General features: G+C 62.5%; 20 protein-coding genes and 1 pseudogene. 9 read left to right on the forward strand and 12 right to left on the reverse strand.

The annotated features are described in order from the left end of the window. Positions 1-9: 9 nt before the first annotated feature. Positions 10-2559 carry a polynucleotide kinase-phosphatase gene (locus tag F455_RS0104005; RefSeq protein WP_018971980.1) on the forward strand — a complete coding sequence of 850 codons (2550 nt, stop codon included), beginning with the start codon at positions 10-12 and terminating at the stop codon, positions 2557-2559. Positions 2560-2877: 318 nt separating this feature from the next. Here F455_RS0104005 and F455_RS23615 read toward each other — a convergent pair whose 3' ends face one another. The 4 genes and pseudogenes from F455_RS23615 to F455_RS23620 form a co-directional block, all read right to left on the reverse strand. Then, positions 2878-3240 carry a type II secretion system protein GspG gene (locus tag F455_RS23615; RefSeq protein ID WP_425413735.1) on the reverse strand — a complete coding sequence of 121 codons (363 nt, stop codon included), beginning with the start codon at positions 3238-3240 and terminating at the stop codon, positions 2878-2880. A 3-nt stretch (positions 3241-3243) separates the two neighbouring features. After that, the gene (locus F455_RS19695; RefSeq protein WP_018971981.1) at positions 3244-3750 is read right to left on the reverse strand and encodes a hypothetical protein; all 507 of its coding nucleotides are present in this window, start codon (positions 3748-3750) and stop codon (positions 3244-3246) included. Between the two features lie 101 nt (positions 3751-3851). Beyond that, positions 3852-4733, reverse strand: coding sequence for a hypothetical protein (locus F455_RS22840; RefSeq protein WP_157578413.1), 882 nt, complete (start codon positions 4731-4733; stop codon positions 3852-3854). A gap of 195 nt (positions 4734-4928) precedes the next feature. Beyond that, positions 4929-4985 (reverse strand): annotated as a pseudogene (locus tag F455_RS23620) (SEC-C metal-binding domain-containing protein); the annotation flags it as partial. A 258-nt stretch (positions 4986-5243) separates the two neighbouring features. On the opposite strand from F455_RS23620, the gene F455_RS21825 reads away from it, so the two are divergent. From F455_RS21825 to F455_RS22850, 3 genes are all read left to right on the forward strand, one after another. Further along, positions 5244-5963: a hypothetical protein gene (locus F455_RS21825; protein ID WP_018971982.1), complete on the forward strand. Its 720-nt coding sequence runs from the start codon at positions 5244-5246 to the stop codon at positions 5961-5963. 73 nt (positions 5964-6036) lie between these two features. Beyond that, complete coding sequence (locus F455_RS22845; RefSeq protein WP_157578414.1) at positions 6037-7257, forward strand: hypothetical protein; 1221 nt, start codon at positions 6037-6039, stop codon at positions 7255-7257. 152 nt (positions 7258-7409) lie between these two features. Beyond that, entirely contained in the window at positions 7410-8141 is a 732-nt protein-coding gene (locus tag F455_RS22850) for a hypothetical protein (protein WP_157578415.1), read from the forward strand. A gap of 573 nt (positions 8142-8714) precedes the next feature. Here the strand turns inward: F455_RS22850 and F455_RS0104020 are convergent. After that, entirely contained in the window at positions 8715-10016 is a 1302-nt protein-coding gene (locus F455_RS0104020) for a PQQ-dependent sugar dehydrogenase (protein WP_018971983.1), read from the reverse strand. Between the two features lie 161 nt (positions 10017-10177). Between F455_RS0104020 and F455_RS0104025 the strand changes: the two genes are divergently transcribed. Continuing rightward, on the forward strand, positions 10178-13651 hold the full coding sequence (locus tag F455_RS0104025) for an ankyrin repeat domain-containing protein (RefSeq protein ID WP_018971984.1): 3474 nt from the start codon (positions 10178-10180) through the stop codon (positions 13649-13651). Here the strand turns inward: F455_RS0104025 and F455_RS0104030 are convergent. Together F455_RS0104030 and F455_RS22855 are read right to left on the reverse strand one after the other, a co-directional pair. Continuing rightward, positions 13648-14130 carry a YajQ family cyclic di-GMP-binding protein gene (locus F455_RS0104030; RefSeq protein WP_018971985.1) on the reverse strand — a complete coding sequence of 161 codons (483 nt, stop codon included), beginning with the start codon at positions 14128-14130 and terminating at the stop codon, positions 13648-13650. The genes F455_RS0104025 and F455_RS0104030 overlap by 4 nt on opposite strands. A gap of 80 nt (positions 14131-14210) precedes the next feature. Next, positions 14211-14462 (reverse strand): hypothetical protein, encoded by a 252-nt coding sequence (locus F455_RS22855; protein WP_157578416.1) that lies wholly within the window; start codon positions 14460-14462, stop codon positions 14211-14213. Between the two features lie 26 nt (positions 14463-14488). Between F455_RS22855 and F455_RS22860 the strand changes: the two genes are divergently transcribed. From F455_RS22860 to F455_RS0104050, 3 genes are read left to right on the forward strand one after another with little or no spacing between them, the layout of a single operon-like run. Beyond that, positions 14489-14764 (forward strand): hypothetical protein, encoded by a 276-nt coding sequence (locus F455_RS22860; protein WP_157578417.1) that lies wholly within the window; start codon positions 14489-14491, stop codon positions 14762-14764. Continuing rightward, a complete protein-coding gene (locus F455_RS0104045; protein ID WP_018971988.1) occupies positions 14761-16242 on the forward strand; it encodes a choice-of-anchor tandem repeat GloVer-containing protein in 1482 nt (493 codons plus the stop codon). The genes F455_RS22860 and F455_RS0104045 overlap by 4 nt, the downstream gene beginning before the upstream one ends. A 60-nt stretch (positions 16243-16302) precedes the next feature. After that, positions 16303-16593: a DUF2277 domain-containing protein gene (locus F455_RS0104050; RefSeq protein WP_211212281.1), complete on the forward strand. Its 291-nt coding sequence runs from the start codon at positions 16303-16305 to the stop codon at positions 16591-16593. Positions 16594-16605: 12 nt separating this feature from the next. On the opposite strand, the gene F455_RS0104055 is transcribed toward F455_RS0104050, so the two are convergent. The 5 genes from F455_RS0104055 to F455_RS0104075 all read right to left on the reverse strand — a co-directional run bounded on the left by F455_RS0104055 (position 16606) and on the right by F455_RS0104075 (position 21462). Next, on the reverse strand, positions 16606-17331 hold the full coding sequence (locus F455_RS0104055) for a pseudouridine synthase (RefSeq protein WP_018971990.1): 726 nt from the start codon (positions 17329-17331) through the stop codon (positions 16606-16608). Between the two features lies 1 nt (position 17332). After that, positions 17333-18049, reverse strand: coding sequence for a DUF6624 domain-containing protein (locus tag F455_RS21830; protein ID WP_157578418.1), 717 nt, complete (start codon positions 18047-18049; stop codon positions 17333-17335). Positions 18050-18113: 64 nt separating this feature from the next. Continuing rightward, entirely contained in the window at positions 18114-19778 is a 1665-nt protein-coding gene (gene ubiB, locus F455_RS0104065; protein WP_018971992.1) for a ubiquinone biosynthesis regulatory protein kinase UbiB, read from the reverse strand. Further along, positions 19775-20419 carry a ubiquinone biosynthesis accessory factor UbiJ gene (locus F455_RS0104070; protein WP_018971993.1) on the reverse strand — a complete coding sequence of 215 codons (645 nt, stop codon included), beginning with the start codon at positions 20417-20419 and terminating at the stop codon, positions 19775-19777. Before F455_RS0104070 ends, ubiB begins: the two co-directional genes overlap by 4 nt. Positions 20420-20469: 50 nt before the next feature. Then, complete coding sequence (locus tag F455_RS0104075; RefSeq protein WP_018971994.1) at positions 20470-21462, reverse strand: NAD-dependent epimerase/dehydratase family protein; 993 nt, start codon at positions 21460-21462, stop codon at positions 20470-20472. A gap of 117 nt (positions 21463-21579) precedes the next feature. On the opposite strand from F455_RS0104075, the gene F455_RS0104080 reads away from it, so the two are divergent. Continuing rightward, positions 21580-23646, forward strand: coding sequence for an alpha/beta hydrolase (locus tag F455_RS0104080; protein ID WP_018971995.1), 2067 nt, complete (start codon positions 21580-21582; stop codon positions 23644-23646).

Genomic DNA, 23646 nt, shown 5'->3' on the forward strand with positions numbered 1-23646 from the left:
GACAATCCGATGACCATCCGCATTCCCCAGCTCAGCCTGGTTGCACTTATTGGCCCGTCCGGCAGTGGCAAGTCCACTTTTGCTCGCAAGCACTTCCTTGCGTCGGAGGTGATCTCGTCCGATGCCTGCCGTGCGCTCGTGGCCGACGACGAAAACGACCAGTCGGCAACCAGTGACGCCTTCGATGTCCTGTACTACATCGCGCGCAAGCGCCTCGCCGCGGGTCGCCTGACCGTCGTCGACGCGACGAATGTGCGCCCGGAGGACCGCAAGCGTCTCGTCGAACTCGCGCGCGAGTACCATGTATTGCCGTCGGCGATTGTCTTCGACTTGCCCGAGCGTGTGTGCCAGGACCGCAATCTTTCGCGCCCGGACCGCGACTTCGGTCCTCACGTCATTCGCAACCAGCAGCAGACGATGCGCAAGGGCCTGCGCGGATTGGAACGCGAAGGCTTCCGCAACTTCACTGTGTTGAAATCGGTGGAGGACGTCGAGGCGGCCACGATCGAGCGTACAAAAGTCTGGAACGATCGTCGTGAAGAACATGGCCCGTTCGATCTAATCGGCGATGTGCACGGCTGCCGTGATGAGTTGGTGACGCTGCTCGAACGTCTTGGCTATGGCATCGGCGGCACGCGCGAAGCGCCGCAAGTCACCGCGCCCGAAGGCCGCAAGGCCGTCTTCGTCGGTGATCTGGTCGACCGTGGCCCGGATTCGCCGGGGGTCTTGCGCTTGGTCATGCACATGGTCGGCAATGGCACCGCAATGTGTGTGCCGGGTAACCACGACGTGAAGCTGCAGCGGAAGCTCGCTGGTCGCGACGTGCGCGTGACGCACGGCTTGGCCGAAACGCTCGAACAATTGCAAGCCGAGCCCGAGGAGTTCAAGCGCGAGGCCGCCAAGTTCATCGACGCGCTTGTGAGCCACTACGTGCTCGACGATGGCAAGTTAGTCGTCGCCCACGCGGGTCTCAAGCAAGAGCTGCAAGGACGCACTTCAGGCCGTGTGCGCGAGTTTGCCCTGTATGGCGAGACCACGGGCGAGACGGATGAATTTGGCTTGCCGGTTCGCTACGACTGGGCCCGCGACTATCGTGGTCCGGCAATGGTCGTCTACGGGCACACGCCCGTGCCGGAAGCGGAGTGGGTGAATCGCACGATCTGCATCGACACGGGGTGTGTGTTTGGCGGCAAGCTCACCGCGTTGCGCTATCCGGAGAAGGAACTCGTGTCGGTAGCGGCGGCGCGTGAATATTACGCGCCGATCAAGCCGCTGATCCCGGCGGAAGACGCGATGACCGCGCAAGCACGTGAAGCGACGTTGCTCGACCTCGAAGACGTCTCGGGTAAGCGGGTAATCGAAACGCGCGTCTTCCGCACCGTCACGATCCGCGAGGAGAACAGCATTGCGGCGCTCGAAGTCATGAGTCGCTTCGCGATCGACCCGCGCTGGCTGGTATACCTGCCGCCGACGATGGCGCCCCCGGAAACGGCAAAGGACGGCGACCTGTTGGAACGCCCCCAGGAGGCGATGGCGTTTTTTCGGCAGGAAGGCGTCGCATCGCTGGTCTGCGAGGAAAAACACATGGGGTCGCGCGCGGTCATCGTGCTGTGTCGCGATGCGGCGACTGCACAGCGTCGCTTGGGTATCGGCGACGACGGGCGTGGGGTGCTCTATACGCGCACGGGCCGTCGCTTCTTCAACGACCGCGATCTAGAGAACGCACTGCTCGACCGACTCGATCTCGCGATGGAGCACGCGGGTCTCTGGGACGAGTTGCAGTCCGATTGGATCGTGCTCGACACCGAATTGATGCCTTGGTCAGCCAAAGCGCAGGAATTGTTGCGTGAGCAGTACGCGCCAACGGGCGCGGCGGCGACATCGGCTCTCAGCGCCGCCGGCGAATGGCTGGCAGCGGCAGCAGCGCGCGGCATCGACGTGCAAGGGTGGCAGGCGCAGAACGCATCTCGACACGCTGACGCCACGCGCTTCGTCGATGCATACCGACACTATTGCTGGTCGGTCAACAATCTCAACGACCTCAAGATCGCACCGTTCCATGTGCTGGCCAGTGAAGGGCTAATGGGCCTCGCGCGCGATCATCGCTGGCATCTCGACGTCGCAGGTCGCCTGGCCGCGACCGACGCCGCCTTGTTTCGACAGACTCGCCACCTGTACGTCGACCTGGCCGACGAAGCGAGCGTCGCCGCCGCCGTGCAGTGGTGGGAAACGCTGACGGCCGAAGGCGGGGAAGGAATGGTTATCAAGCCTGTGGAAGGCCTCGCGCGCGGTAAGCGAGGCCTGCTGCAACCGGCGATCAAGTGTCGCGGCCGTGAGTACCTCCGCATCATCTACGGACCTGAATACACCGAGCCACAAAACCTAGAGCGCCTGCGCCAGCGCGGCTTGCGTGCGAAGCAATCGCTCGCGATCCGCGAATTCGCGCTCGGGATAGAAGGTCTTCAGCGTTTCGTCGACCGCGAGCCGCTGTACCGCGTGCATGAATGCGTGTTCGGAGTCCTTGCACTCGAAAGCGAACCAGTGGATGTGCGACTCTGATCGAAGATCGCACTTCTCAAACCTGTCGAGCTGACACTTTTTTGTTCTGGCGGCTTATGTTTGTGAGTGACGACATCGAGGTTTCAATCTTGTCACCCGAGAACCACATCCTGGTATGAAAGGCCTCGAATGAGTTGACGGCCCATTTCGTTCCATTGCAAAGTAGAATTAGTTCGCCGTGCTTCTCAACCCGCGCAATGCTTGTTTGCATGGCCTAAGCCCCCTGATTCACCCTAGTGTTTTGTCGCCAGAGACTGTATTTCTCATGTTCAACAGTTTTCGTTTCGATGGCTCTAGATCGTTTCAGTATAGTTGTCATCACGGCTCGTGAGTGCGCTCTACTCTTACTCCGCCACGACCTATTGCAGAGAGCTTGAAACTTTCCTTTGAGAGAACCTGATACTCGACCGACTTGTTGCGCAAACCTTGAATCTCCGCTTCCTTTGCGTATGGGCCCCGCCATCGCGGGATTCCATTATTTGCAACAAGATCGGTGAGGTCCTTCGGCAAGTCTCCGGTATCTAGCTGGTACGCTTCGATTTTCATCGCTAATGAGGCGAGACGCGCCTTTGTGGGATCGAAAGCTTGTTCAGAATTCGCCAGATGGTATGACCACGCGCAAAAGGCCGCTGGAGCGACAACAAGTACTAACGTGGTCAATAGGATTCTTGGCTTTCGCAAGGGTTATCCATTTTCCATGTATCGGTAGAAGCCCTCTATTTCGGCTTCGGTCATGTCCAGATAGGCACGTGCGTGGTTTCTCCGCCCGAGACTCAGAGCAAGGCACGCCATAAATGGTTCAAAAGCGTGCTCGCCCCAGGCTTCGGTGCGGTTGAAACCGATTTGAGGAAGCTCATTGAGAGCCGCGCGATAGGAGAGCTCGATCTCAGCCGGAACCGGCGGGTTTCGGTTCTCTGTGCGCTCGAGTTCAACAACGGCCGTAAAGCCAAAAACATGCCACTCGATGACTTTCGCTGCGCGCGCATACTCTACGAGGTAAGGAACAACTGCGTAGGATGCCTCGCCGACATCGCCCTGATGATGTAGATCATCCCAAAGGATCGCCCAATCGCGTTCACTTATCACGCCAGATTGGAGCTTCGTAAGGAATGACACCACGTCGAGCACGGCTCGGTTGTAGCCGCCACGATAGTAAGCCCAGCGCGGATCGCTTAGAGATAGCAGATTCATCGTCGATTTCCCCAATCCCCAAATCAGCCCCGTAAGAAATCGCAATAGTTCACTTGAAAAGATGGGCTGGGGTACGGGTTCGGAATGAATAAATCACCGAATCAAGCCCATGGTCGCCACCACGGGCGCCTTCCGACCTTGGCGTGCGGAAGTGAACCGTCATTTGAAGCGGTGGAGTTGGCTGCAGCAACAATAGAATCGTTGAGAAGGCGATAGAGCTCTTCCGAAAGATTGTCGTATTTGCGCTGTTCGTTGCCTTCAAACCCTAGGTCATTCCAAGAACCCATGCCACCAAAGACCCATGCTGATTGGGCAGCAGATAGCAGCTGAGCAGCAGTCAGCGGCATGCGAGAAGACAGCATATCGTTGTGGTGGAGGCCATTCCCTGGTGACGAGGACTCAAGATGGGACAGCCCAGCCTCAAAAGCTTTGGCAAAGCCATCCAAGTTGTGATGGCGAGCAAAAGCGGATATTTCCTTTAGGTTTTTGACTAGGCGACGCTTCAAGCTTTCTAGGTCGGCAGGAGGTCCAAGTTGAGACGGCTGGTTGACGGCAATGCGGCCGTAGGTCACTTGCCAAATTTTGCGATCAGAGCGGTTTTGGTCGCCCACTACCCAGCGGCCTTCCCAGTAGTCAGACCCTTTGGGTCCTGCCGTTTTCAGAAGCCAATGGCCGCCGCCGCCGACAAATCCAACTAGCATGCGATCTGTGGGTCCAGTCTGCGTCTCACCACTTGGCATATAAGCCATCCGAATGGATTGAACTTCATTCTGTCGAAGTTTTTCAATCCACGATGCGGGATCAGCAGCGAACGCCGTTTCAGACAGACCTGCTCCAGAACGTCTCAGGTCCACGAATTTGACGAACTCGCAGAACGCGAGTGTGCTGTGAGCAGCGGGGAATGCCACAGCTTGATCCGCGCTGCGAATATAGGCGTTTCCTTGAACAACAAGCGCCACGATTTGCGCAATTGTGCCCTGCACACTACCCCCTGGTCGCCAGCTTGTCGTTCGAGGTCGACGGCCGCGACCCACGATGTGGAAGAAGATACCGAAGCTCACCGCCGCGGTCCACTTGGTCGAATGGCTAGGCTGGAACGAAAAAGGGGTGGCATCGCTGCCACCCCTTGGTGCTACCTTCGATAGTAGTGACGGTTGGACCCATCTAGCTGTCCGGCCTCAAGGCAACAGTTCTTGAAACAACCTCGCCGAGCCGCATGGACATGGGTCGTTGCGCCCGAGCTTCTCGAATCAACTCCTTGTCTCCGTGTACAACGCGATCGCCTTTCTTGACGCGTTGCTCGGATGGGAAGCCCTTGCGGCGTTTGCTAGTGCGCTCGAAAGCAGAAATTGTTGGATGACATGACACGCCTCCTTGTGGAGCCCTTTTTGGGCGCGCGGATTGTACTTGATTCGTTCGACCGAACGTCGGGACGCCTGGCAAGCCGAGCAAAATGCGGCCAGATTGCAAGACAATTCAACGAAAGGCCACGTATGCGAGACAACTTCAAGACGCCGAGGGAAGTGTTCACTCGATCCTACTACATTTCGCATCCGGATCATCTTGACAACGATCTGCTGCACCAGAGACCAGGCACGAATTGGAGACTGTCGGCGCCGGAAATCGAGCGACGAGTTGGGGAGATGGTGGATGCGATGGTCTCGGACCGGGCGGAGGTCGTCGGTGCGGCCAGCCGCGAGCGGATGAGTGCGGGCGAGATCGACGCCTTGTTGCGGATGATCGAAGCCGCGGGACAGACCGACTATCTGGGTTGGGTCGCCCGCGTCGTACTTCACGAATATCAGATATCGGTGACGGCGCAGATTCCTGCTTCGAAGCCGATTCGGCTCGAGCAAACGCTACCGATGATCATGAAGCGGCGTGGCGTGGAACGACGGTTGGTGATTTCGCCCGACAAGATCAAAGTCGCGGAGCCCGACCCGCATATCCTCAAAGCTATCCGAACGGGATTCAAGTTCTGGGATCAGCTGATGTCCGATGATCCACTAACCGCGACTGAGTTCGCAAAGCAGGAAGGCGTTGACAATCGCTATGTCGGGCGAGCCCTATCGCTGGCATTCTTGGCGCCGGACATCGCTGAGCATTTCGTATCCGGACTGCATCCACCCGCCTGGACGGCCAAGCGACTATTGCGCTGGTGTCACGTGCCCATCTCGTGGGTTTGTCAGAGAACGTTTTGTGAACTGGAATGAATTATTACCGCTCCAGTGAAAAACCAAGCTCTAACGAAGTACGATTGGTCATAACTAAAATCCAGGGGGGAACATGTCAGCCGAGAAAATTCGAGAGGTAGTTGTACCACCATTCGGCATTCGTCAGAAGTTCGAATCTCAAGAGGCCGTGCTCGACTTTGTGGCCAAGGAAACCACAACTTGGTCAGAATGGGTGAAGAGAGTAACGGGTGTCGCGCGAGTAGCAGGCAATTTGCAGTCGAATGATGACCTCCCAGCTCATTGGGCCCGCATCAGGGAACAGATAAAACGACAGGACGACGGCTCCATAGTCGGAGGCGACCAAGCAGTCGGAGTCCTACAAGAACTGTTGAATCAGCGACGTGTAGTACTCTCAACCACTGCCACGGGTGCTTCGATTCTGAATCTGGCCGATACAAGCCCCGCACTTTCTTCATTTCTAATGTCGATCAGCAGGTCGACAAATCTCGGTCCAGATCTAAATAATTACGGTAACCAAACTCTGGGCTTTGCGGTCACAGCCCTCCTTGAGGCGATACCTGCTGCATCTGCTACCAAGACTGTCAAACGGCATGCGCAGGAAGTAAGGGAAGCTGCGGAACAAAGCGCTTCGCTATTGGCGCGCACTTTGGAAAACACAAATAGGTCGACGGTGGATGGCGCGACTTTGGTACTGAACCTACAAAGTACCCTTAATGAGGGTAGGTCGGACTTGGCGAGAATGCTGCGGCTTAGCCGCGCAAATGCTAGAGACCAGCGTCGCTCCTTCAACGATGATTGGACTGCCTTGCGCAGAACCTACGACCTGAAGCTGAAAACGAAATCGCCTTTTTCATACTGGCGAGGCAAGGAGCGGCTGCATCGCCGTTCCGTAGGCACATGGCGAAACTACATGATGTGGATTCTAGCCATCGGATTTCCAGCCACGATTTCTTCGGCACTTCTTCTCAGTTCGTACAAAACCGAAGGACCAGTTCCTTGGCTCACCTTCGCCATTGTTGTTGGTGGCTGCGCGTTTGTCACCGTCTGGCTAGCGCGGCTGGCGAACCGCCAATTAGTTGATCAGCTTTTACGGATGGAAGATGCTCGGGAGAGATCGATTATGGTCCGGACGCTTCTAGCATTCAGTCGTCAAGACAACTCTGGCGCAATCGCAAGCGAAGCAAATATCAACGCAATGCTTTCCGCTCTATACAGACCCGGCCCCGGTCTTTCCGCAGACGATTCCCCAAGCATCTCTTTGGTCGAAGCGGTAATGAAGAGCATTCAGGGGAGTCGTGGAACGCATCCCTAAGCCGTTCGCTTCAAAGTGCCGTTGAAGGAACTCAGGCGTTCAAGTATGGTCGCGCCATACGCTTGCATGGCGAACTGCGCAGGACAGTGCGCCCCTAGCTGGTCATTCACACTGGCGCTTTCGGTGTGGTCAAAATCAAAGGCAGTGTCTCGATGAGCAAGTTCAAGCCCAATCAACTGGTGTACGTGCCATCTTCATTGTTGCCAGATGGGGATCGCGAGATTTTCGCGATGGTTCGAAAGCGAGTTAATTCGGTCTCTGCGCGATCGATAAAGGTTGACCTGCCAGGAGGAATCGTCTCTGGCAGCATCGGCTCCTCTAAGGCGCATGCAAAGATCGGAATTGCAATAATTTCAATTGGAGACTTCGATACAGAGATCTCACTTATTTCGCCGCTGTCCAAGAGCATTCTCCAATTCTCTCGTCTGCTGTTGCCAGACGACCATATCGCTAGCGTTACGATTCGCTCTCTTGCAGAGCTTTCCGGTTGGTGGAATCGGTATCAAAAAGGCTATACACATATAATTCTGATTGGGCACGGAGACTCAACAGCGCTCTACTTTGGCGTTGGAGGCGCCACAACGCCCACGCAGATCGGTGCATCGCTTTCTCCAATCGGAGCAGACAAGAAGATTTTCATTTCGCTTTGCTGCGAACACGGAATGCCGCCCTTCGCGTCAGATTTTTCAAACTTACCCTTTTGCGACAGTTTGATAGCACCCGAATCGTCGATTCACGGTGCAGCGGCTTCCCAGTTCGTACAAACTATTCTTAACCTCCATCTATTGCAGGGGAAGTCGAAGAAAGTTGCGTATAACAATGCAAACGATCTTCTTCCTGGCAAGGAGAGCTTCTCCATGTGGCAGAATGGCAAGAAGATTTAGCGCAGTGGCTATTTTCGCGGCGCTGGGCGCTCTATGTTCGCTTGGCGGATTACGGACGCTCCTTTGGTCCTCGCGATGCGCAAACGGAGACGCCGTTGCCAATTAGGCGATAAACGCCCCTTCCACCCTTCTCTAAGTCCAACCAAAAATGAAAAGCCCGCGACACGGCGGGCTTTTCGGGCAGTGAGGCGGCAAAGTTCTCCACTACTGCGACTTGATGGTGGGCCCACTAGGATTCGAACCTAGAACCAAAGGATTCACATGATCCGAATGTTTCCATTCGGTGCGGACTATCTCTTCACCCGCAGCGATCGCTGGTAGGGTGCGGGACGCTCTAGCCTGTCATCAAGGACGCTGAAGTCCTCAGGTAGTCTCTGCACCTTCCGGCGGTGCACCGCCGGCTTGGCTCAGGGTTGCCATCGGCATGAGCCGAGAAGGGTTCCCTGAATTCATCCCGTTCCCGTCCGCGCGTTTCCGCGCGGCGGCACCTTTCGATGAGTCCTCTGCTCTAACCGTTGAGCTATAGGCCCGGACGGCAGGCATGTTAGGCGAAGTCCGAACGCATGCATAGCCTCACGGCTTGGCGTAGCTCACGCGCCAGATCGATCCCGAGCCGTCGTCGGTGACGAGCAGCGATCCGTCGCTTGCCACGGCGACGCCGACCGGGCGGCCCCAGACGTCGCCATTGTCGAGGACGAAGCCGGTGAGGAAATCCTGGTACTCGCCACTGGCCCGTGCCGTGCCGTGGCGTGGCACGCGGATCACCTCGTAGCCGGCGCGCGCTGCCTTGTTCCACGAACCGTGCTCTGCGGCAAAGATGTCGCCCGCGTACTCGGGCGGGAATTGCTTGCCGTCATAGAACGTCAGGCCGAGCGAGGCGCTGTGCGGCTGGATCAACACGTCGGGCACGATGACCTTGTCCTTAAGCTCGGGATGCTTGCCGGCGTGGCGCGGGTCCTGGTTGGCGCCGATGTACCACCATGGCCAGCCGTAGAAGCCGCCTTCCTGCACATGGGTGATGTAGTCGGGCACGAGGTTGTCGCCGAGCATGTCGCGCTCGTTAATGCTGGTCCACAGCTCGCCCGACTTCGGATCGATCGCGAGCCCGACTGGATTGCGAATACCGCCGGCGAACACCTTGCGCTCACTGCCGTCGGGTTTGTATACAAGTATATTCGCGCGGAATTTCTCTTCCGGCGTCGTGTCGGGATCGTCGACGTTGGAGCGCGAACCGACCGCGACGAACAGGCGCTTGCCGTCGGCGGAGAAAACCACGTCGCGCGTCGAATGCCCGCCGGGCGCCAGGTCGGCGAGCTTCTCGGGTTGTCCACGCGCCTTGAGATCGCCGTTGCGGTACGCCAGGCGCACGACCGCGCCGGTGTTGCCGACGTAGAGCCACTGCGGCTCGGCGCCGGGCGGATAGAACGCCAGGCCGAACGGCGCATCGAGTCCGCTCGCGAACACTTCGACCTGCTGCGGCTTGCCGTCGGCGCCGATGCCGCGCAGTACGCGAATGCGGCCGGCGCTCGTCTCTGCAACGAAGATATCGCTGTTCGGTGCGCGGCGGATCTGGCGCGGATTCTTCAAGTCCTGCGCAAACAGTTCGACCTTGAATCCCGGCGGTGCCTTCGGCCACGCATCCGCAGGCCGCGGCACCATGCGCGCGCCGTTGCCGACACCCTTGGTCGCATACGGCGCGGGCATATCGGCCGGGGTGATCTTGCGCGTGGTGCCGGGCGACTCGTAGCGGAAATCGGTGAATGGCGGCGGCGGCGCGGGTGCGTCGAACTTGCCTGTCGCGGCCTGCTGTGCCGAAGCTGGAACGATGGCGAAAAAAGAAGCGGCGACGATCAGAATGGCGGCTGGGCGAATCATGGCAACTCTCGTGCAGTGAAGGGGACGCGCCGGGCCGAGCGCGACTCGAACCGATATTCTGCAACGAGTCGCGAGGATTTTTCGTTACGCGCGGCTAACAGAATGCCTACCATTTCTCGGTATACTCGCGCCGAATTCCCCCACCGCAGACCGCAACGGTAATGTCGAACCCCAGGCCCGGGCGCCCGCACAACCTGCTGATCGATGTCGCCTGGTTCGTGCCGGCACTGGCCGTGTTTTCGCTCGCTGCCTTCGTTCACCATCCCGCAATTGCGATCGCCCTGCTCGTCGGCGACGGCTTGACGATGATCGCGATGGCGCACGCCGCGCATCTGCGCCGTCGGCCGGTCGACATCGAACCGCTCGTCCTCGGCGGCACCGCGTATACGGCGCTGCTCACGGCCTACGCTGCAGTGTTCGCGCTTGTCGCATTCTTTCCGTCGCGTCTGATTCTCGCCAACCCATCGTTCAGCGCCGCGCTGCTGCTCTCGGCCGCGGTGTTTCTGCTGCTGCTCGCGCCGTGGCGCGGCTGGCCCGCATTCGGCCTGGCCGCGCTGCTGGATGAGTTGCGCGCACGGCGGCGTCCGCCGGGTCTCGTCGAGACGATCGGCAACAGCGTCGAGCTGGCGCATCGCATGACCGCACGCGAAGACCTGTATTTCCCGCAGGGCCTGATCGTCTCGCTCGCCCTGTTCGCGCTGACGCTCGGCGCCTTCGCGATCGCCGAGATCGGCGTCGACCTGCCCGAGACGACGCGCCTGATCGCGCTGGCCGTCTACGCCTTGGTGCTCGCGCCGCTCGCCCACTGGCTGATCGTGCGCGCGAGTCTCGCGGCGGTACTCGACCAGCGCGATCTGCTGCGCCCATCGCATCGGCGCGATGCGCGGCCGCAACGCATGCCGCCATCGCTGGATGCCTTGACTGCGGCCACGCCTTCCATCTCGGTCGCAGCGCCGGCACCCGTCGCCGCGCCTGCGCCAGTCCCTGCACCCGCGCCAATCGACCAGGCCGAGCTCGACGCGCGCCTGTTGCGTCACGCGCGCTGCTGCGACGGTCCGGCCGCGCTCGCCGCGCTCGCGCAAGGCGCCGATGCCAACCTCGTGCCCGATGCGGGCGATCGTGACCAGCGCTCGGTCGTCGTGCTCGCTTGCGTCGCCCAGGATCTCGCCTTGCTGCGCGCGCTGATCGCCAAGGGCGCCGACATCAATCGTGCGCACGCCGGGCTGACTCCGCTGATCGCGGCGACGCGCGACAGCTACCAGGGCCGGCCCGATGTGGTCGTCACCCTGCTCACCAATGGCGCCGATCCGCAGTGCGCCGACACCGAGGGCAACACGCCGCTGCACTTCGCGGTGCGCGCGGCCGAGCCGACCGTCGCGGCGCTGCTGTGCGATGCCTCGGCGCCGATCGATGCGGTCAACCGCGAGGGCTACACGCCGCTCGCGATCGCCTGCGCGCTGGGCCGCGGCGACCTCGTACGCTTCCTCATCGAACGCCGCGCCGATGTCCATGTCGCCGGTGCCGTGCCCGCGTTGATCGCCGCCGCGGCCTCGCCCGACGACAACACCGACGTGATCAAGCTGCTGCTCAAGCGCGGCGCGCGCATCGACGTCAGCGATAGCCACGGGCGCAAGCCGCTCGCGATCGCCGCGCAGCACGACAACGCCGACATCGTCGCGCTGCTGCTCAAGTCCGGCGCCGCGATCGATGCGGACGACGCGCTCGGCGTCACCGCGCTCATGGAAGCCGCGCTCGCCGGTGCCGCCGACGCACTCGACGTGCTCGGAGCGAGTGCGCCGTTGCTCGAAGCGGCCGACCACACCGGTCGCACCGCGCTGATGTTCGCCGCCGAATCGATGTACGCCGACGACGCCTTCGTCGCGCATCTGCTTGCGCTCGGCGCCTCGCCCGCCACGACGACGGCCGACGGCAAGCGCGCGGTCGATTTCGCTGCCGCGGCCGGGCGCTGGAGCGTGGTCAAGCTGCTCGATCCCGACTACGCGCTGCCGGCCAGCGTCGATGCGGGCGCAACGACTGCCGCTGTGGCGCGCGAAGACTCGCCCGCACACCTGCTCGACGCGCTGCGCTTCGGCCACTGGCAGATCGCCGACGGCTTCGCCGAGACGCAACGCGCCTGGCCGATGGCGCGGCGCGCCCAACTTTTTCTCGACCTCGCCGAGCACCGCGATCCGGCGGCGCGCGCGTGGCTGCTGTGCCACGGCCTCGACGTCAACGCGACGCTGCCGAACGGCAGCACACTCGTGGGCGCGCTGCTCGCGCAACTGCCGATGAGCCTGGCCGCGCTGCGCGAAGCGTTCGATGCCGGCGCGCAGACGTCCGGCGTCGGCGTACTTGGCCCGGTGTTCGACGCGATCGTGCGCAAACCCGATGCGCGTGCCGGACTCGAAACCCTCGCGTTGGCAATGATCGAACGCGGCGCGGATATTTTCGCTGCCGACGCAAATGCACAGACGCCGCTCGCAGGCAGCATCGCCTGCGGCAGCGCGCGCATCGCCGAGGCGCTGCTGCTGCGCGGAGCCGATCCGAATCTGCGCGACCGGCACGGCCGCACGCCGCTGTTCGCGGCCTTCGCTTTGCCGGCCGAGGCCGCCGAAGCGGTCACGCGCGCGCTGGTCCGCGCCGGAGCCGATCCGGAACTCGCTTCGGCCAACGGCGAGACGCCGCTCGGTCTCGCCCTCGCCTCGGCGCAGACGAGCCCGCGCCGCTGGCTCGACTGGACGCAATGGAAGCTGCCCAAGCGCGCGCTGCGCGCGACCGACCTGCCGGCCGCCGCGCAACTCGGCGACGCGGATGCGGTGGCGAAACTAATCGACCTCGGCTTTGCCGTCGATGCGCCCGACGCGCAGGGTGCGAGTGCGCTGTTACGCGCCGCGGGCGCGGGCCACGCCGACATCGTCGTGCTCTTGCTCGAACGCGGCGCCGATCTCGCCCAGGCCACGGCGAGCGGCGCGACGCCGTTGTCCGCAGCCGTCACTGCGCGCCGCACCAGTGTGGTCGACCTGCTGCTCGACCGCGGCATCCCGGTCGACCAGCGCCTGCCCGGCGGCAGCACCGTGCTGATGATCGCCGCGGCTCTGGGCTATCCTGACCTCGTCGCGAGCCTGCTCGCGCGCGGCGCCGATGCCAATGCGCAGGACGAACGCGGCAAGCGCCCGTTGCACGCCGCGGCGCAATTCGCCTTCGCCGGCCGCGACACCACGCGCGCACGGCAGACGCTGGAACCGCTGATCGGCAAGGGCGCCGAACTCGACGCGCGCGACGCCAAGGGCAGCACCGCGCTGCACACCTTGCTCGGCGCACATGCGGCACCGGGCAGCGTCGGCGACCAGCAACATCTGCAGGCACTGCTCTCGCTGTTCCTCGTCGGCCGCGCCGACGTCAACGTGCAGGACGAGCGCGGCGTGTCGCCACTGCATGCCTGCGCGATGCACGGTTTGATATTGCCCGCGCGTGCTCTGCTCGCCGCGCGCGCCGATCCGGAAGCGACAGACTCGATGGGCCGCACGCCGCGCGACGTTGCCAATGTCCTCGGCTTCATCGACGTCGCCGCCGAGCTCACCGTGCGCCTGCCGACGGCGATGCCGCTGCCCGGGCGACCGGCAGTACAACGTTAATCGCGGAAATTCTCGTATTGCAGCGGCATCTTCAAGTCGGCCGCGCGCAACAGCGCCATTGCCGTTTGCAGGTCATCGCGCTTCTTGCCGGTCACGCGCAGCTTGTCGCCCTGGATCTGCGCCTCGACCTTGAGCTTGGCGCCCTTGATCATCGATACGATCTCTTTCGCCAGCGGCTGCTCGATGCCCTGCTTGAGCGTGACCTTCTGCTTCGCGCTGGCGAGATTGGTTTCCGCATCGTCGACTTCCATGCAGCGGATATCGATCTGCCGGCTCGCGAGTCGCTGCTTCAAGATGTCGAGCATCTGTTTCAACTGGAACTCGGCCTGCGCCTTCATCGTGACGATGGTCTCTTCGCGCTCGTAGACCGCGCCCGTGCCCTTGAAGTCGAAACGGTTGATGAGCTCGCGGTTGGCTTGGTCGACCGCGTTGGTCAGTTCGTGCAGATCGAGTTTGGAGACGATGTCGAAGGAGGGCATAAGGTTCTACTGCTTCACGGGCATCCGCATTGTAGCAATGAGCGCGCTTGACTCCATGTAGTCCAGGGTATACAACCCGCTCACGCGTGCAAAGACGAGCGCGGTCCACTTGGATTGGACCATTCGCTCAAGGACAGATCGTTCGTGCGAGTATCGGTGCACCGAGCCTCGCACACGGCAATTCCGACCAGTTTCGCCGCCTCGCGCACGGCGTGTCGGAAAGGAAAATCGACGCTGATCCGGTCCGTCGTGTGTGCTGCACCGAATGCCGCGGTGTATTGATCGTGCTGTTCACGGGTGGTGACAAGTGAAGCCGGCAACGCGACATTCATACACCTATCGAACCTGCCGAGAATCTGTGGGCACGCTTGTGTCCAGATCCGCAATCCAAGTCAATCGCAAGACCAAAATCGTTTCCAATGACATCGCCGAGCAAACTGGCGAAGAAGTGGCGGCTAATCTCGATGCGCGGTTTGTCGAAGCATCCGACGATGCTGCCGGCATCGCGCGTGCGCTTACACGCGGAAGCCGCTTGAAATTGCGCCTGAATGCAGTGGAGTCGCTTGGAGTTCTTCCGTGGCTGCGCATGGATGTTGCAATCGGGGTAGCAGGTCTGAACAGGGGAAATCGATGAAAACCGTTTATCGCGCTGTGGCGCTGATCTTGGCATTGACTGGCTTTGCATGGGTGTCCCCCTGCACGGCGGACAACACGACCACGATCTATGAGTTCCAGGGGGGTGACGATGGAACGTGGCCATACGCCGGCCTGCTCGAACACAACGGCGAATTCTATGGCACGACATGGAAGGGGGGCACCGACGACCTTGGAACGATTTTCAAGCTGACACCGCCGGCCAATGGCCAGGGCGCGTGGACGAAAACCGTACTGTATGACTTCCATGGCCACAGCTTGTTCGGCCTCACCGACGACGGTGCCCATCCCTGGGCCGGCCTGATCTGGGACGGCAACGAAGGCAAGTTCTACGGCACGACAAATCAAGGCGGCTGGTGGGGCTGGGGGACGGTTTTCGTGTTAATACCGCCCGTCAACCCCTTGGATGGTTGGGTGGAATACCCGATCCACGACTTCTGCTCGTTGTCGCACTGCAACGACGGCACCTATCCCCAGGCCAGCCTGCTAGTTGGCGCCGACGGCGCGCTTTACGGAACGACCTCGGAGGGCGGCCCCTACACGGGAAACGGTTACGGGACGGTTTTCAAACTAACACGCGACCCCGTCCTGGATTATCAATGGACTTATGCCGTGATTTATAACTTCTGCAGCAGCGGATACCACTGCCTTGACGGCTACCATCCCGTGGCTGAGCTGATTGCCGATAAACAAGGCGCGCTGTATGGCACTGCGGAATATGGCGGTAACGGTAGCCTCGATGCGGGAATCGCTTTCAAGCTGACGCCGCCGGCGGCGGGCGCGGGCCTTTGGACACAGACCGTGCTCCATAATTTTTGCTCCAACGAATTCCTTGGACATTGCAATGACGGCCTCTACCCCGCATCCGCCCTGGTCTTCGATACGCAGGGCAACCTCTACGGCACGACCGTAACCGGTGGGGTATGCCACGACCCATACGGCACCTGCGGTGGCACAGTCTTCAAGCTGACCCCGCCCGGGAATGGCACAACAGGCTGGACAGAGAGCGTGACCCATAGCTTTACCAGTGGGCTCCGCGGCAACGCCCCGGCTGCTGCCTTGATCGTCGACTCGCAAAACAACCTTTACGGTACGACCCAATTTGGTGGGCCCGTAATCGCCCCCGGCGACACCGGGCCGGGCTGGGGTACGGTTTTCAAGTTTGGACCGCCGCACTCGGACGGAACTCACAGGACCCTTACCGTGCTCACGAACTTCATCACCAGCAAGAACAACAGTCCCGCCGGCCCCGTGACCCTCTACCAGGGTGCGCTCTATGGAACGACGGCATACGGTGGATCTGGCAACTGTCTCAACGCCGCGGTCCCCGCACTTGGCTGCGGGTCAATCTTCCAAGTTTCGTTGGGCGTAGGCGCACCCACACCGACCGGAGGCGGCCGTTTGAGCGAGCCGCATGGCAGCGGTGACGATGGCGTCCCTGCCGCGCCGACGGACTAACGGCTGGATCGTGCAAAATCCCAGCATCAGCGAACGCAATGCGCATGGATCCACGTGGAGGTGACTGCGAGCCTTATGTGCCGGAACATCAAGACACTTTTCAACTTCGACCCGCCCGCGACCGACGCCGAAGTGCACGATGCCGCGTTGCAGTTCGTACGCAAGCTCAGCGGCTTCAACGCGCCGTCGAAAGTGAATCAGGCCGTGTTCGATCGTGCGGTCGCGGATGTCAGCGCCGTGGCGCGCAGCCTGATCGACTCGCTCGTGACCACGGCCGATCCGCGCAATCGCGAAATCGAAGTGGCGCGGGCGCGCGAGCGCAACAAGATGCGGTTCGCATTGCCGCGCTAGAACAGCCGGCGCTCAGGCCGCGATCGCGCCCTGCCAGCCGAAGCGCTCCGCCACACGCTGCCATACTTCATCGGGCTTGGCGACCAGCACCACGCGCGCGCCCGACGCCGGATGCGCAAACTCCAGCCGCCACGCATGCAGCAACATGCGATGCATGCTGAAGTGGATGCGCCAAAGGCGATTGTGATCGCCGCGGCCGTGGCTCGTATCGCCGACGATGTGGTGTGAGATATGGTGGAAATGCTTGCGGATCTGCCGATAGCGCCCGGTCTCGGGTGACGCTTCGACGAGCGCGTAACGCTGCTCGGGATAGCGGCCCATCTCGATCGGCACCGTCGTCGTGGCGAGCGTGCGCCAGCGCGTCAGCGCCGGCTTGCGTGGACCGTGCTCGCGCACACCGGGCAGCGAATAGTCGATCTCGCCTGCGGCCGCCGGCCAACCGCGCACGACGGCAAGGTATTTCTTCGTTACCTCGCGCGCCATGAACGCGCGGCCGAGCTCGCCGGCGATTTCACGCGATTTGGCCAGCAACAACACGCCCGAGGTCGCGCGATCGAGACGATGAGCGAGATACAAGTTCGCGCCGACCTGCTCCTTGATCCGCTCGAGCAGGAAATCGGTTTCGTCACTGGCGATCTTGCTCTTGTGCACGAGCAACCCGGCAGGCTTGTTGACCGCCAGCAGTTCTCCATCCTCGTAAAGAATTTCGATGGCGCTTTCCGAACTTGTTCGAGTCATTTCACGGCGTGTGATACATCTGCGCGAGCACGCAACGATAGGCAGCAATCGGCATCATGTCCATGTCGGCGCGGCGCTCGTCGAGATGTTCGGCATCCTCAACCGGTTCCATCTGCATCGTTCCGCCGGCTTGCGTGAACTGGGTGCCGTAACGCTGCGGTTTGTGTTGGCCCATGACAAGCACCCGGTCGAGCAACAACGCGTAGCCTTCGCGGCCCACCTCACCACGTTTCGCAAGCGGCCCCATGATGTCGAGGACGAACTGCTGGAATTCGGGATGCTCTGCCTGATGCTGCACTAGAAGAAACGCCGCTGCGGAACCGTCTCCGCCTACCATGGTGATGGTCGGAAAACCGTACTCGTCGATCACGCCGCGGATGCGCCGATAGTTAAGCGCATCGACCGAGCGCATTCGCGCAAGCGCAATTTTGAATTCGGCCTGTCCGATCGCTAAGCCTTTCATCATTGGCTCGCGAGCCTTCTGGTCGAGTTTGCTCCATGTCAGCAATTGCTCGCGCAGCTTCGGCAAAACCATAGACGATGCGGGCGCCAGTTTTTCCTTTCCATGCTTTTGCTTTTGCTGGTCTTGCCATTCGCGCAGAGCCGGACAAGCTTTGAGCATAGGATCATCCAACTCGTCGGCGAATGCTACGTGAGAGAGGATTCCGCACAGGGTAAGCAGAACGGTCCAGATGAGCCGGACACCAAACGACTTCATGCATGCCCCCGGTCATCGGAAACCCATAGGACCTTCGACAAGGCAACCGAATTGGAGTTCGCCCCTACTTTGCTCGCCGCCATGAGACAAAAAACGCAGTCGCGCTGACGATCAGTGCGATCCACGCCGACACAGGCACATGCATCCAAGGCGCGCCGTGCGTGTCGAACGCGTAGAGCAGCGCCGCGCTGACTAGCGACGCTGCGGCGAGCGGTAGCACGGCGAGCTGGCGGCGTTGCGCGCGTGCGAGACGTTCGTTTTGTTCGAGCGTGGCGATCTGTGCCTGCGATGTCAGTTCACCGACCGCGGCGCGTTGCAGCGTCGCATGGATCAACTCGGGCATCTGCGGCGCGACCGCGAGCCATTCGGGCAGGCGCTTGCGCACCTGTTTCCACGCATGGCGCACGCCGTAGCGCTTGCGCAGGATCTCGGCAAGCACGGGCCGCGCGACGGCCCAGATGTCGATCTGCGGATGCAGCAGGCGGCCGACGCCTTCGATGTTGAGCAGGGTTTTCTGCAGCAGGATCAGTTGCGGTTGCACGGTGAGCTGGTAGCGGCGTGCAACCGAAAAGAGTTTGGCGACGACTTCGCCGAGCGAGATTTCGCTCAAGGGGCGCGTGAAGTACGGCTCGCAGACCGTGCGCACCGCGGCTTCGAGCTCGTCGATGCGCGCAGTCGGTGGAATCCAGCCGGCGGCGACGTGCAGCTCGGCGATGCGCCGGTAGTCGCGATCGAACAGCGCCATGAAATTCTCGGCGAGCCAGAACTGGTCCTGGTCGGGCAGAGAACCGACGATGCCGAAATCGAGCGCAATGAAGCGCGGATTCTCCTTGCGCGCCGGATCAACCCAGATGTTGCCCGGATGCGCATCGGCATGGAAGAAGTTGTCGCGGAACACCTGCGTGTAGAACAGGCGCACGCCCTTCTCAGCGAGCGCGACGCGGTCGATGCCGGCAGCGTCGAGCGCGGCAAGATTATCGACGGCGATGCCGTGCACGCGTTCGAGCGTAAGCACCGATTCCTTGGTCTGGTCCCAATACACCTTCGGGATGTAGACGTCGTCGCCGGCGGCGAAATTGCGCTTGAGCAACGAGGCGTTCGCCGCTTCGCGCTGCAGGTCGAGTTCGTTCTCGAGCGTGGTCTCGATCTCGGCGACGATGTCGCGCGGGCGGATCTTGTCCGCGGCCGGATGCCAGCGTTGGGCGAGTTCGCCGAGCGCGCGCAGCAGCGCGATGTCGGCGCGAATGCGCGCATGGATGCCGGGGCGCAACACCTTGACCACGACTTCTTCGCCGGTGTGCAGGCGCGCTGCGTGCACCTGCGCGATCGACGCGGAAGCGAGCGGCGTCGTGTCGAAGTTCGCGTAACTCGACGCGATCGGTGCGCCGAGCGCGGCTTCGACCGCAGCGCGCGCCTGCTCGCCGGGGAACGGCGGCACGCGGTCCTGCAATTGCGCGAGCTCGTCGGCGACGTCGGCCGGCAGCAGGTCGCGGCGCGTGGACAGGATCTGGCCGAACTTGACGAAGATCGGGCCGGCGTCGATCAGCGCCGCACGCAGGCGCGCGCCGCGGGGCTGCTGCGCGATATCGGCTGGCGCCTTTGGCAGCACCGCACGCAGCAGGCGCAGCGCACGCGGCGGTTCAAATCCGTCAACGATCTCATCGAGCCGATAGCGCGCGATCGTGGCGACGATGCCGGCGAGGCGAGGGAGTTGCCCCAGCGTCGTCATGCCGCATCCTTGCCATGGCGCGCGGCGAGATGCTTCACGCGCGCCTCGAGCCGATCGGCGCGTTCGCGCAGCGCATCGACGTCGTCGAGAAACGATTCCATTTCGGCCGGCGCGACGAGATCGCGGCTTTCCTCGCGCAGGAACTCGGCCGTGTCCTGCGCCGTTGCCTGCGCGGAGTCGCGCGCATAGGCGAACGCGCGCTGCAGCGCGCGCGCAAGCGGCACGCCGAAGACATCGCCGAAGGTTTGCGCGAACGCCTCCTCGATGTCGGGACGATAACCGCGCAGCAGTTTTTCCATGCGCCGGGCGAGATCGGCGTCGCCGGAAATCTCGACCTTGCCGGGCGCGACCGCGTCATCGTCGCCACGGCGCAGGGCGAAGGCGAGCAGGCTCGCCGGCGCGGCGCGCAGATTCAGGTCGCCGGATTTTTCCCAATGCGGGCCGACGTTGAGTTTGCCGTCGACGACCGTGATCGCGAGCGCGAGTCCCGTACCGCGCAGGTCGACGCCGATGCGCCGGCCTTCGAGCGTGGACAGGCGCGCCTGCGTTTCGGCATCGAGCGCAAGCGCGCGGTTGAGCGCGAATTCGAGCGCGTTGCCGAGGCGTTGCAGGAGCGGATTGGGCGTGCGCGGATCGGACATCGTGCGGCGGTGCGGAGACAGGCCGCTATTGTAGCCCGGTCGCAGCGCGCTCAGGCGCGGGCGGCGGCGAGATGCCGCGTCAATCGGCGCATGCCTTCCTCGAAACCGACCAGCGGCGCGTAGTCGAGGTCGCGCCTGGCCGCGGCTATGTTGAACCAATGCGAAGTGGAGAACTCCTCGACGATGAAGCGCGTCAACGGCGGCTCGCTGCGAATTCCGAACATGCGATAGATGCCTTCGAGCGTGGCGGCGAGCGCATGGGCAACGCCGGTTGGAATGCGCCGTGTCTCCGGGGGTAGTCCCGCGGCGGCGAGCCACGCGCCGAACAGACGCGCATGCGTGATCGGCTCGTCCTGGCTGATGAAATACGCCTTGCCCGCAATCGGCGCACCGACATCGAGACGTTCGAGCGCCAGCACGTGCGCCCGCGCAGCGTCGTCGACGTAGACGATGTCGACGCGCTTGTCGACCTTGCCGATCAGGCGCAGCCGCCCGGCGCGCGCGCGCGCAAGCACGCGCGGCAGCAGGTTCGGATCGCCCGGCCCCCAGATGAAGTGCGGGCGCAGCGCGACTGTGGCGAGGTCCGCGCCGTTCGCGGCGAGCACGCGCTGTTCCGCGAGCGCCTTGGTCTGCGCGTACACCGAGGCGAAGTGCGCGGGATACGGCAACGACTCGTCGGCGCCTTCGATATCGCTGCCGCGCTGCACGACGCTCGGACTTGAGGTGAGCACGAGCTTGCGGATGCCATGGCGCGCACACGCAGCGAGCACGTTGTCGGTGCCGCGCACGTTGATGTCATGGTATTCCTGCGCCGGGCCCCAGGCACCGACCTTGCCCGCGCTGTGCACGATCGCATCGACGCCTTCGGCCGCGGCGAGCACGTCGTCGGCATTGGCGATGTCGCCGCGGCGCGGTTCGATACCCGCCGCTGCGGTCGTCGTCGCGGAACGATTGAACGAACGCACCATATGGCCGCCCGCAAGCAACTGCGTACAGACCGCGCTGCCGAGAAATCCGCCACCGCCGGTAACCAGAATCTTCATCGTCGTTCCTCCCGACACGCATGCTAGCTGAACGCGTCAACGCATTGGATTTACCCGCGTTTCAGCAATGAAGGACGATGATCCGTGGAATCGGGATACGACATGAGGGGCGGCGCGATGCGTCATCGTTTTGCAGTCGGCTTGACGACACTCGCCAGCCTGTTCGCTTGTGCCGACGCGGCGCGCGCCGGGCAGACCCTGAGCGGCCAAACCGCCTCGGGCGCGTACTACCAGATCCAGGTGCCCGACGGCTGGAAAGCGGGCGATAGCCTCGTCTTGTTCCAGCACGGCCTGTCGTTCGATCCGCCCAAGCCGAATCCGAGTCTTGGTCCGCTCGCCACACTGCAACTGCAGGAAGGCTACGCGGTCGCCGCGTCGAGCTACAGCCAGCGCGCGTGGGCGCTGTTCAACGCGCCCGACGACAACGCGCAATTGCTCGACGTGTTCAAACAGAAAGTCGGCGCGCCCGGCGCGATCATCCCATGGGGCGGTTCGCTCGGCGGCCTGGTCTCGCTCAAGCTCGCCGAGGACGCTCGCTTCGCGCCGGTGCCCGGCGTGCTCTCTCTCTGCCCGCCGGCGGCCGGCTCGCGCACCTGGGATTTCGGTATCGACGCGCGGCTTGCCTACGACGTGGTGTGCAAGGACGTGAACAGCGCTGGCCAGCTGCCGAAAGGCGCCGCGCCGATGACCTGGGCCTACAACCTCGACGACATTCCCGACAATCTTTCCGATCTGCAGGACCAGGCGGAGCTCGCGCGCACGCTGCTGCCAGTCAACGTCTGCACCGGCGTCAACCTGCCCCCGGTGCTGCAGAACGACGCAATGCTGCGCCGGCTCAATGAATTGAAGACGTTCGCGCACATCACCAGCGACGATTTCTTCCTCACCGACCTCGGCTATGCCACGTTCGGCCTGTCCGACCTCGTGCGCGCACCGGACAAACTTGGCGGCATCAACCCGTTCACCACAACCGGCGTCGTCTATTCCGATGCCGCGATCAACACTGGCATCGCGCGCATAGTCGCCGATCCGTTCGCCCAGCTTTACCTGCGCTGGGCTTCGGACTTCCGCGGCCGTGTCGACCCGTCGACGAAAGTGATCTCGATGCACACGAGCCATGACCAGCTCGTGATTCCCGCGCACGAGTCCGTGCTGCGCGCGACCTTGCCGGCGACGCAGCTGACCAGCGCGCTGGTTAACGAGTCCAAGCCGACGCACTGCGGCTTCAACACGGCCGAGGGCGTGGCCGCGTGGGAGGCACTGCGCGCCTGGATCGCCGGCGCTAAACAACCGAGCGTCGCCGACCTGCAGACCGGTTGCCAGAGCGCCGTAGCCGGCGGCGTGGCAGGGCCATGTCGCTTCGATCCGAGCCTGCAACCGCCGAGCTTCGACAGCCAGGTCGCGCCGCGGCCCGCATCGACCGCGCCGAACGTCGATGCGAGCTACAGCGGCCTCTGGTACGACCCTGCGCGCAGCGGCGAAGGCATCGAGCTGGAAATCCTGCCGGGCAACAAGGCATTTGTATACTTTTTCACCTATCCGCCGAATGGCGTCGCCGGCAGCCAGGCCTGGGTATTCGGCATGGGCGACATCGTCGGCAACGGCATCGAATTCGCCGACGTGCGGCGCGGCCAGCGCGATGCGCAGGGCAAGGTGACCTCGCAGCATTGGGGCCGCATCGCGCTGAGTTTCGACACCTGCACGGGCGGCGGCATGCGCTGGGACGGGCCGAGCAACTGGGGTTCGATGGAGGTTCCGCTGGTCAAACTCTCGCAGCTCGACGGCCTCGGCTGCGGTTCGACCAGCACCATCGCACAGGCCAGCGGCGCATGGTACGACCCGGTGACCACGGGCAACGGTTTCCTCGTCGAGCGATCCGACCCAAGCCGTCTGCAAGTGCTGTACTTCCAGCTCAATACGGACGGCACGCAATCGTGGATGATCGGCACAGCCGGCTCCGATGGCAACGGCGGCTACTCGGCGCAGCTGATCGAACCGACCGGCACGCAATTCGGAAGTGCGTTCGACAAGACCCGAATCGACAAGTCGGTCGCCTACCCGCTGAGCATGCAACTCGCCTGCAGCAACGGCACCGCATCCATCGCGCTCGGCCCAGGCAGCGCGCTCACGTTCGCCTTGCAGCGCCTGACGACGCCGGCGGGTATCGCGGCTTGCACTCCGTGA

It is taken from the genome of Rudaea cellulosilytica DSM 22992 (genome assembly GCF_000378125.1).
Classification (GTDB): domain Bacteria; phylum Pseudomonadota; class Gammaproteobacteria; order Xanthomonadales; family Rhodanobacteraceae; genus Rudaea; species Rudaea cellulosilytica.

What these genes read in the sequence shown, in the direction of transcription:
- F455_RS0104005 (WP_018971980.1), top strand. Translation starts at nt 10, where the DNA reads ATGACCATCCGCATTCCCCAGCTCAGCCTGGTTGCACTTATTGGCCCG.
- F455_RS19695 (WP_018971981.1), bottom strand. Translation starts at nt 3,750, where the DNA reads ATGAATCTGCTATCTCTAAGCGATCCGCGCTGGGCTTACTATCGTGGC.
- F455_RS21825 (WP_018971982.1), top strand. Translation starts at nt 5,244, where the DNA reads ATGCGAGACAACTTCAAGACGCCGAGGGAAGTGTTCACTCGATCCTAC.
- F455_RS22845 (WP_157578414.1), top strand. Translation starts at nt 6,037, where the DNA reads ATGTCAGCCGAGAAAATTCGAGAGGTAGTTGTACCACCATTCGGCATT.
- F455_RS22850 (WP_157578415.1), top strand. Translation starts at nt 7,410, where the DNA reads ATGAGCAAGTTCAAGCCCAATCAACTGGTGTACGTGCCATCTTCATTG.
- F455_RS0104020 (WP_018971983.1), bottom strand. Translation starts at nt 10,016, where the DNA reads ATGATTCGCCCAGCCGCCATTCTGATCGTCGCCGCTTCTTTTTTCGCC.
- F455_RS0104025 (WP_018971984.1), top strand. Translation starts at nt 10,178, where the DNA reads ATGTCGAACCCCAGGCCCGGGCGCCCGCACAACCTGCTGATCGATGTC.
- F455_RS0104030 (WP_018971985.1), bottom strand. Translation starts at nt 14,130, where the DNA reads ATGCCCTCCTTCGACATCGTCTCCAAACTCGATCTGCACGAACTGACC.
- F455_RS22855 (WP_157578416.1), bottom strand. Translation starts at nt 14,462, where the DNA reads ATGAATGTCGCGTTGCCGGCTTCACTTGTCACCACCCGTGAACAGCAC.
- F455_RS0104045 (WP_018971988.1), top strand. Translation starts at nt 14,761, where the DNA reads ATGAAAACCGTTTATCGCGCTGTGGCGCTGATCTTGGCATTGACTGGC.
- F455_RS0104055 (WP_018971990.1), bottom strand. Translation starts at nt 17,331, where the DNA reads ATGACTCGAACAAGTTCGGAAAGCGCCATCGAAATTCTTTACGAGGAT.
- F455_RS21830 (WP_157578418.1), bottom strand. Translation starts at nt 18,049, where the DNA reads ATGAAGTCGTTTGGTGTCCGGCTCATCTGGACCGTTCTGCTTACCCTG.
- ubiB (WP_018971992.1), bottom strand. Translation starts at nt 19,778, where the DNA reads ATGACGACGCTGGGGCAACTCCCTCGCCTCGCCGGCATCGTCGCCACG.
- F455_RS0104070 (WP_018971993.1), bottom strand. Translation starts at nt 20,419, where the DNA reads ATGTCCGATCCGCGCACGCCCAATCCGCTCCTGCAACGCCTCGGCAAC.
- F455_RS0104075 (WP_018971994.1), bottom strand. Translation starts at nt 21,462, where the DNA reads ATGAAGATTCTGGTTACCGGCGGTGGCGGATTTCTCGGCAGCGCGGTC.
- F455_RS0104080 (WP_018971995.1), top strand. Translation starts at nt 21,580, where the DNA reads ATGCGTCATCGTTTTGCAGTCGGCTTGACGACACTCGCCAGCCTGTTC.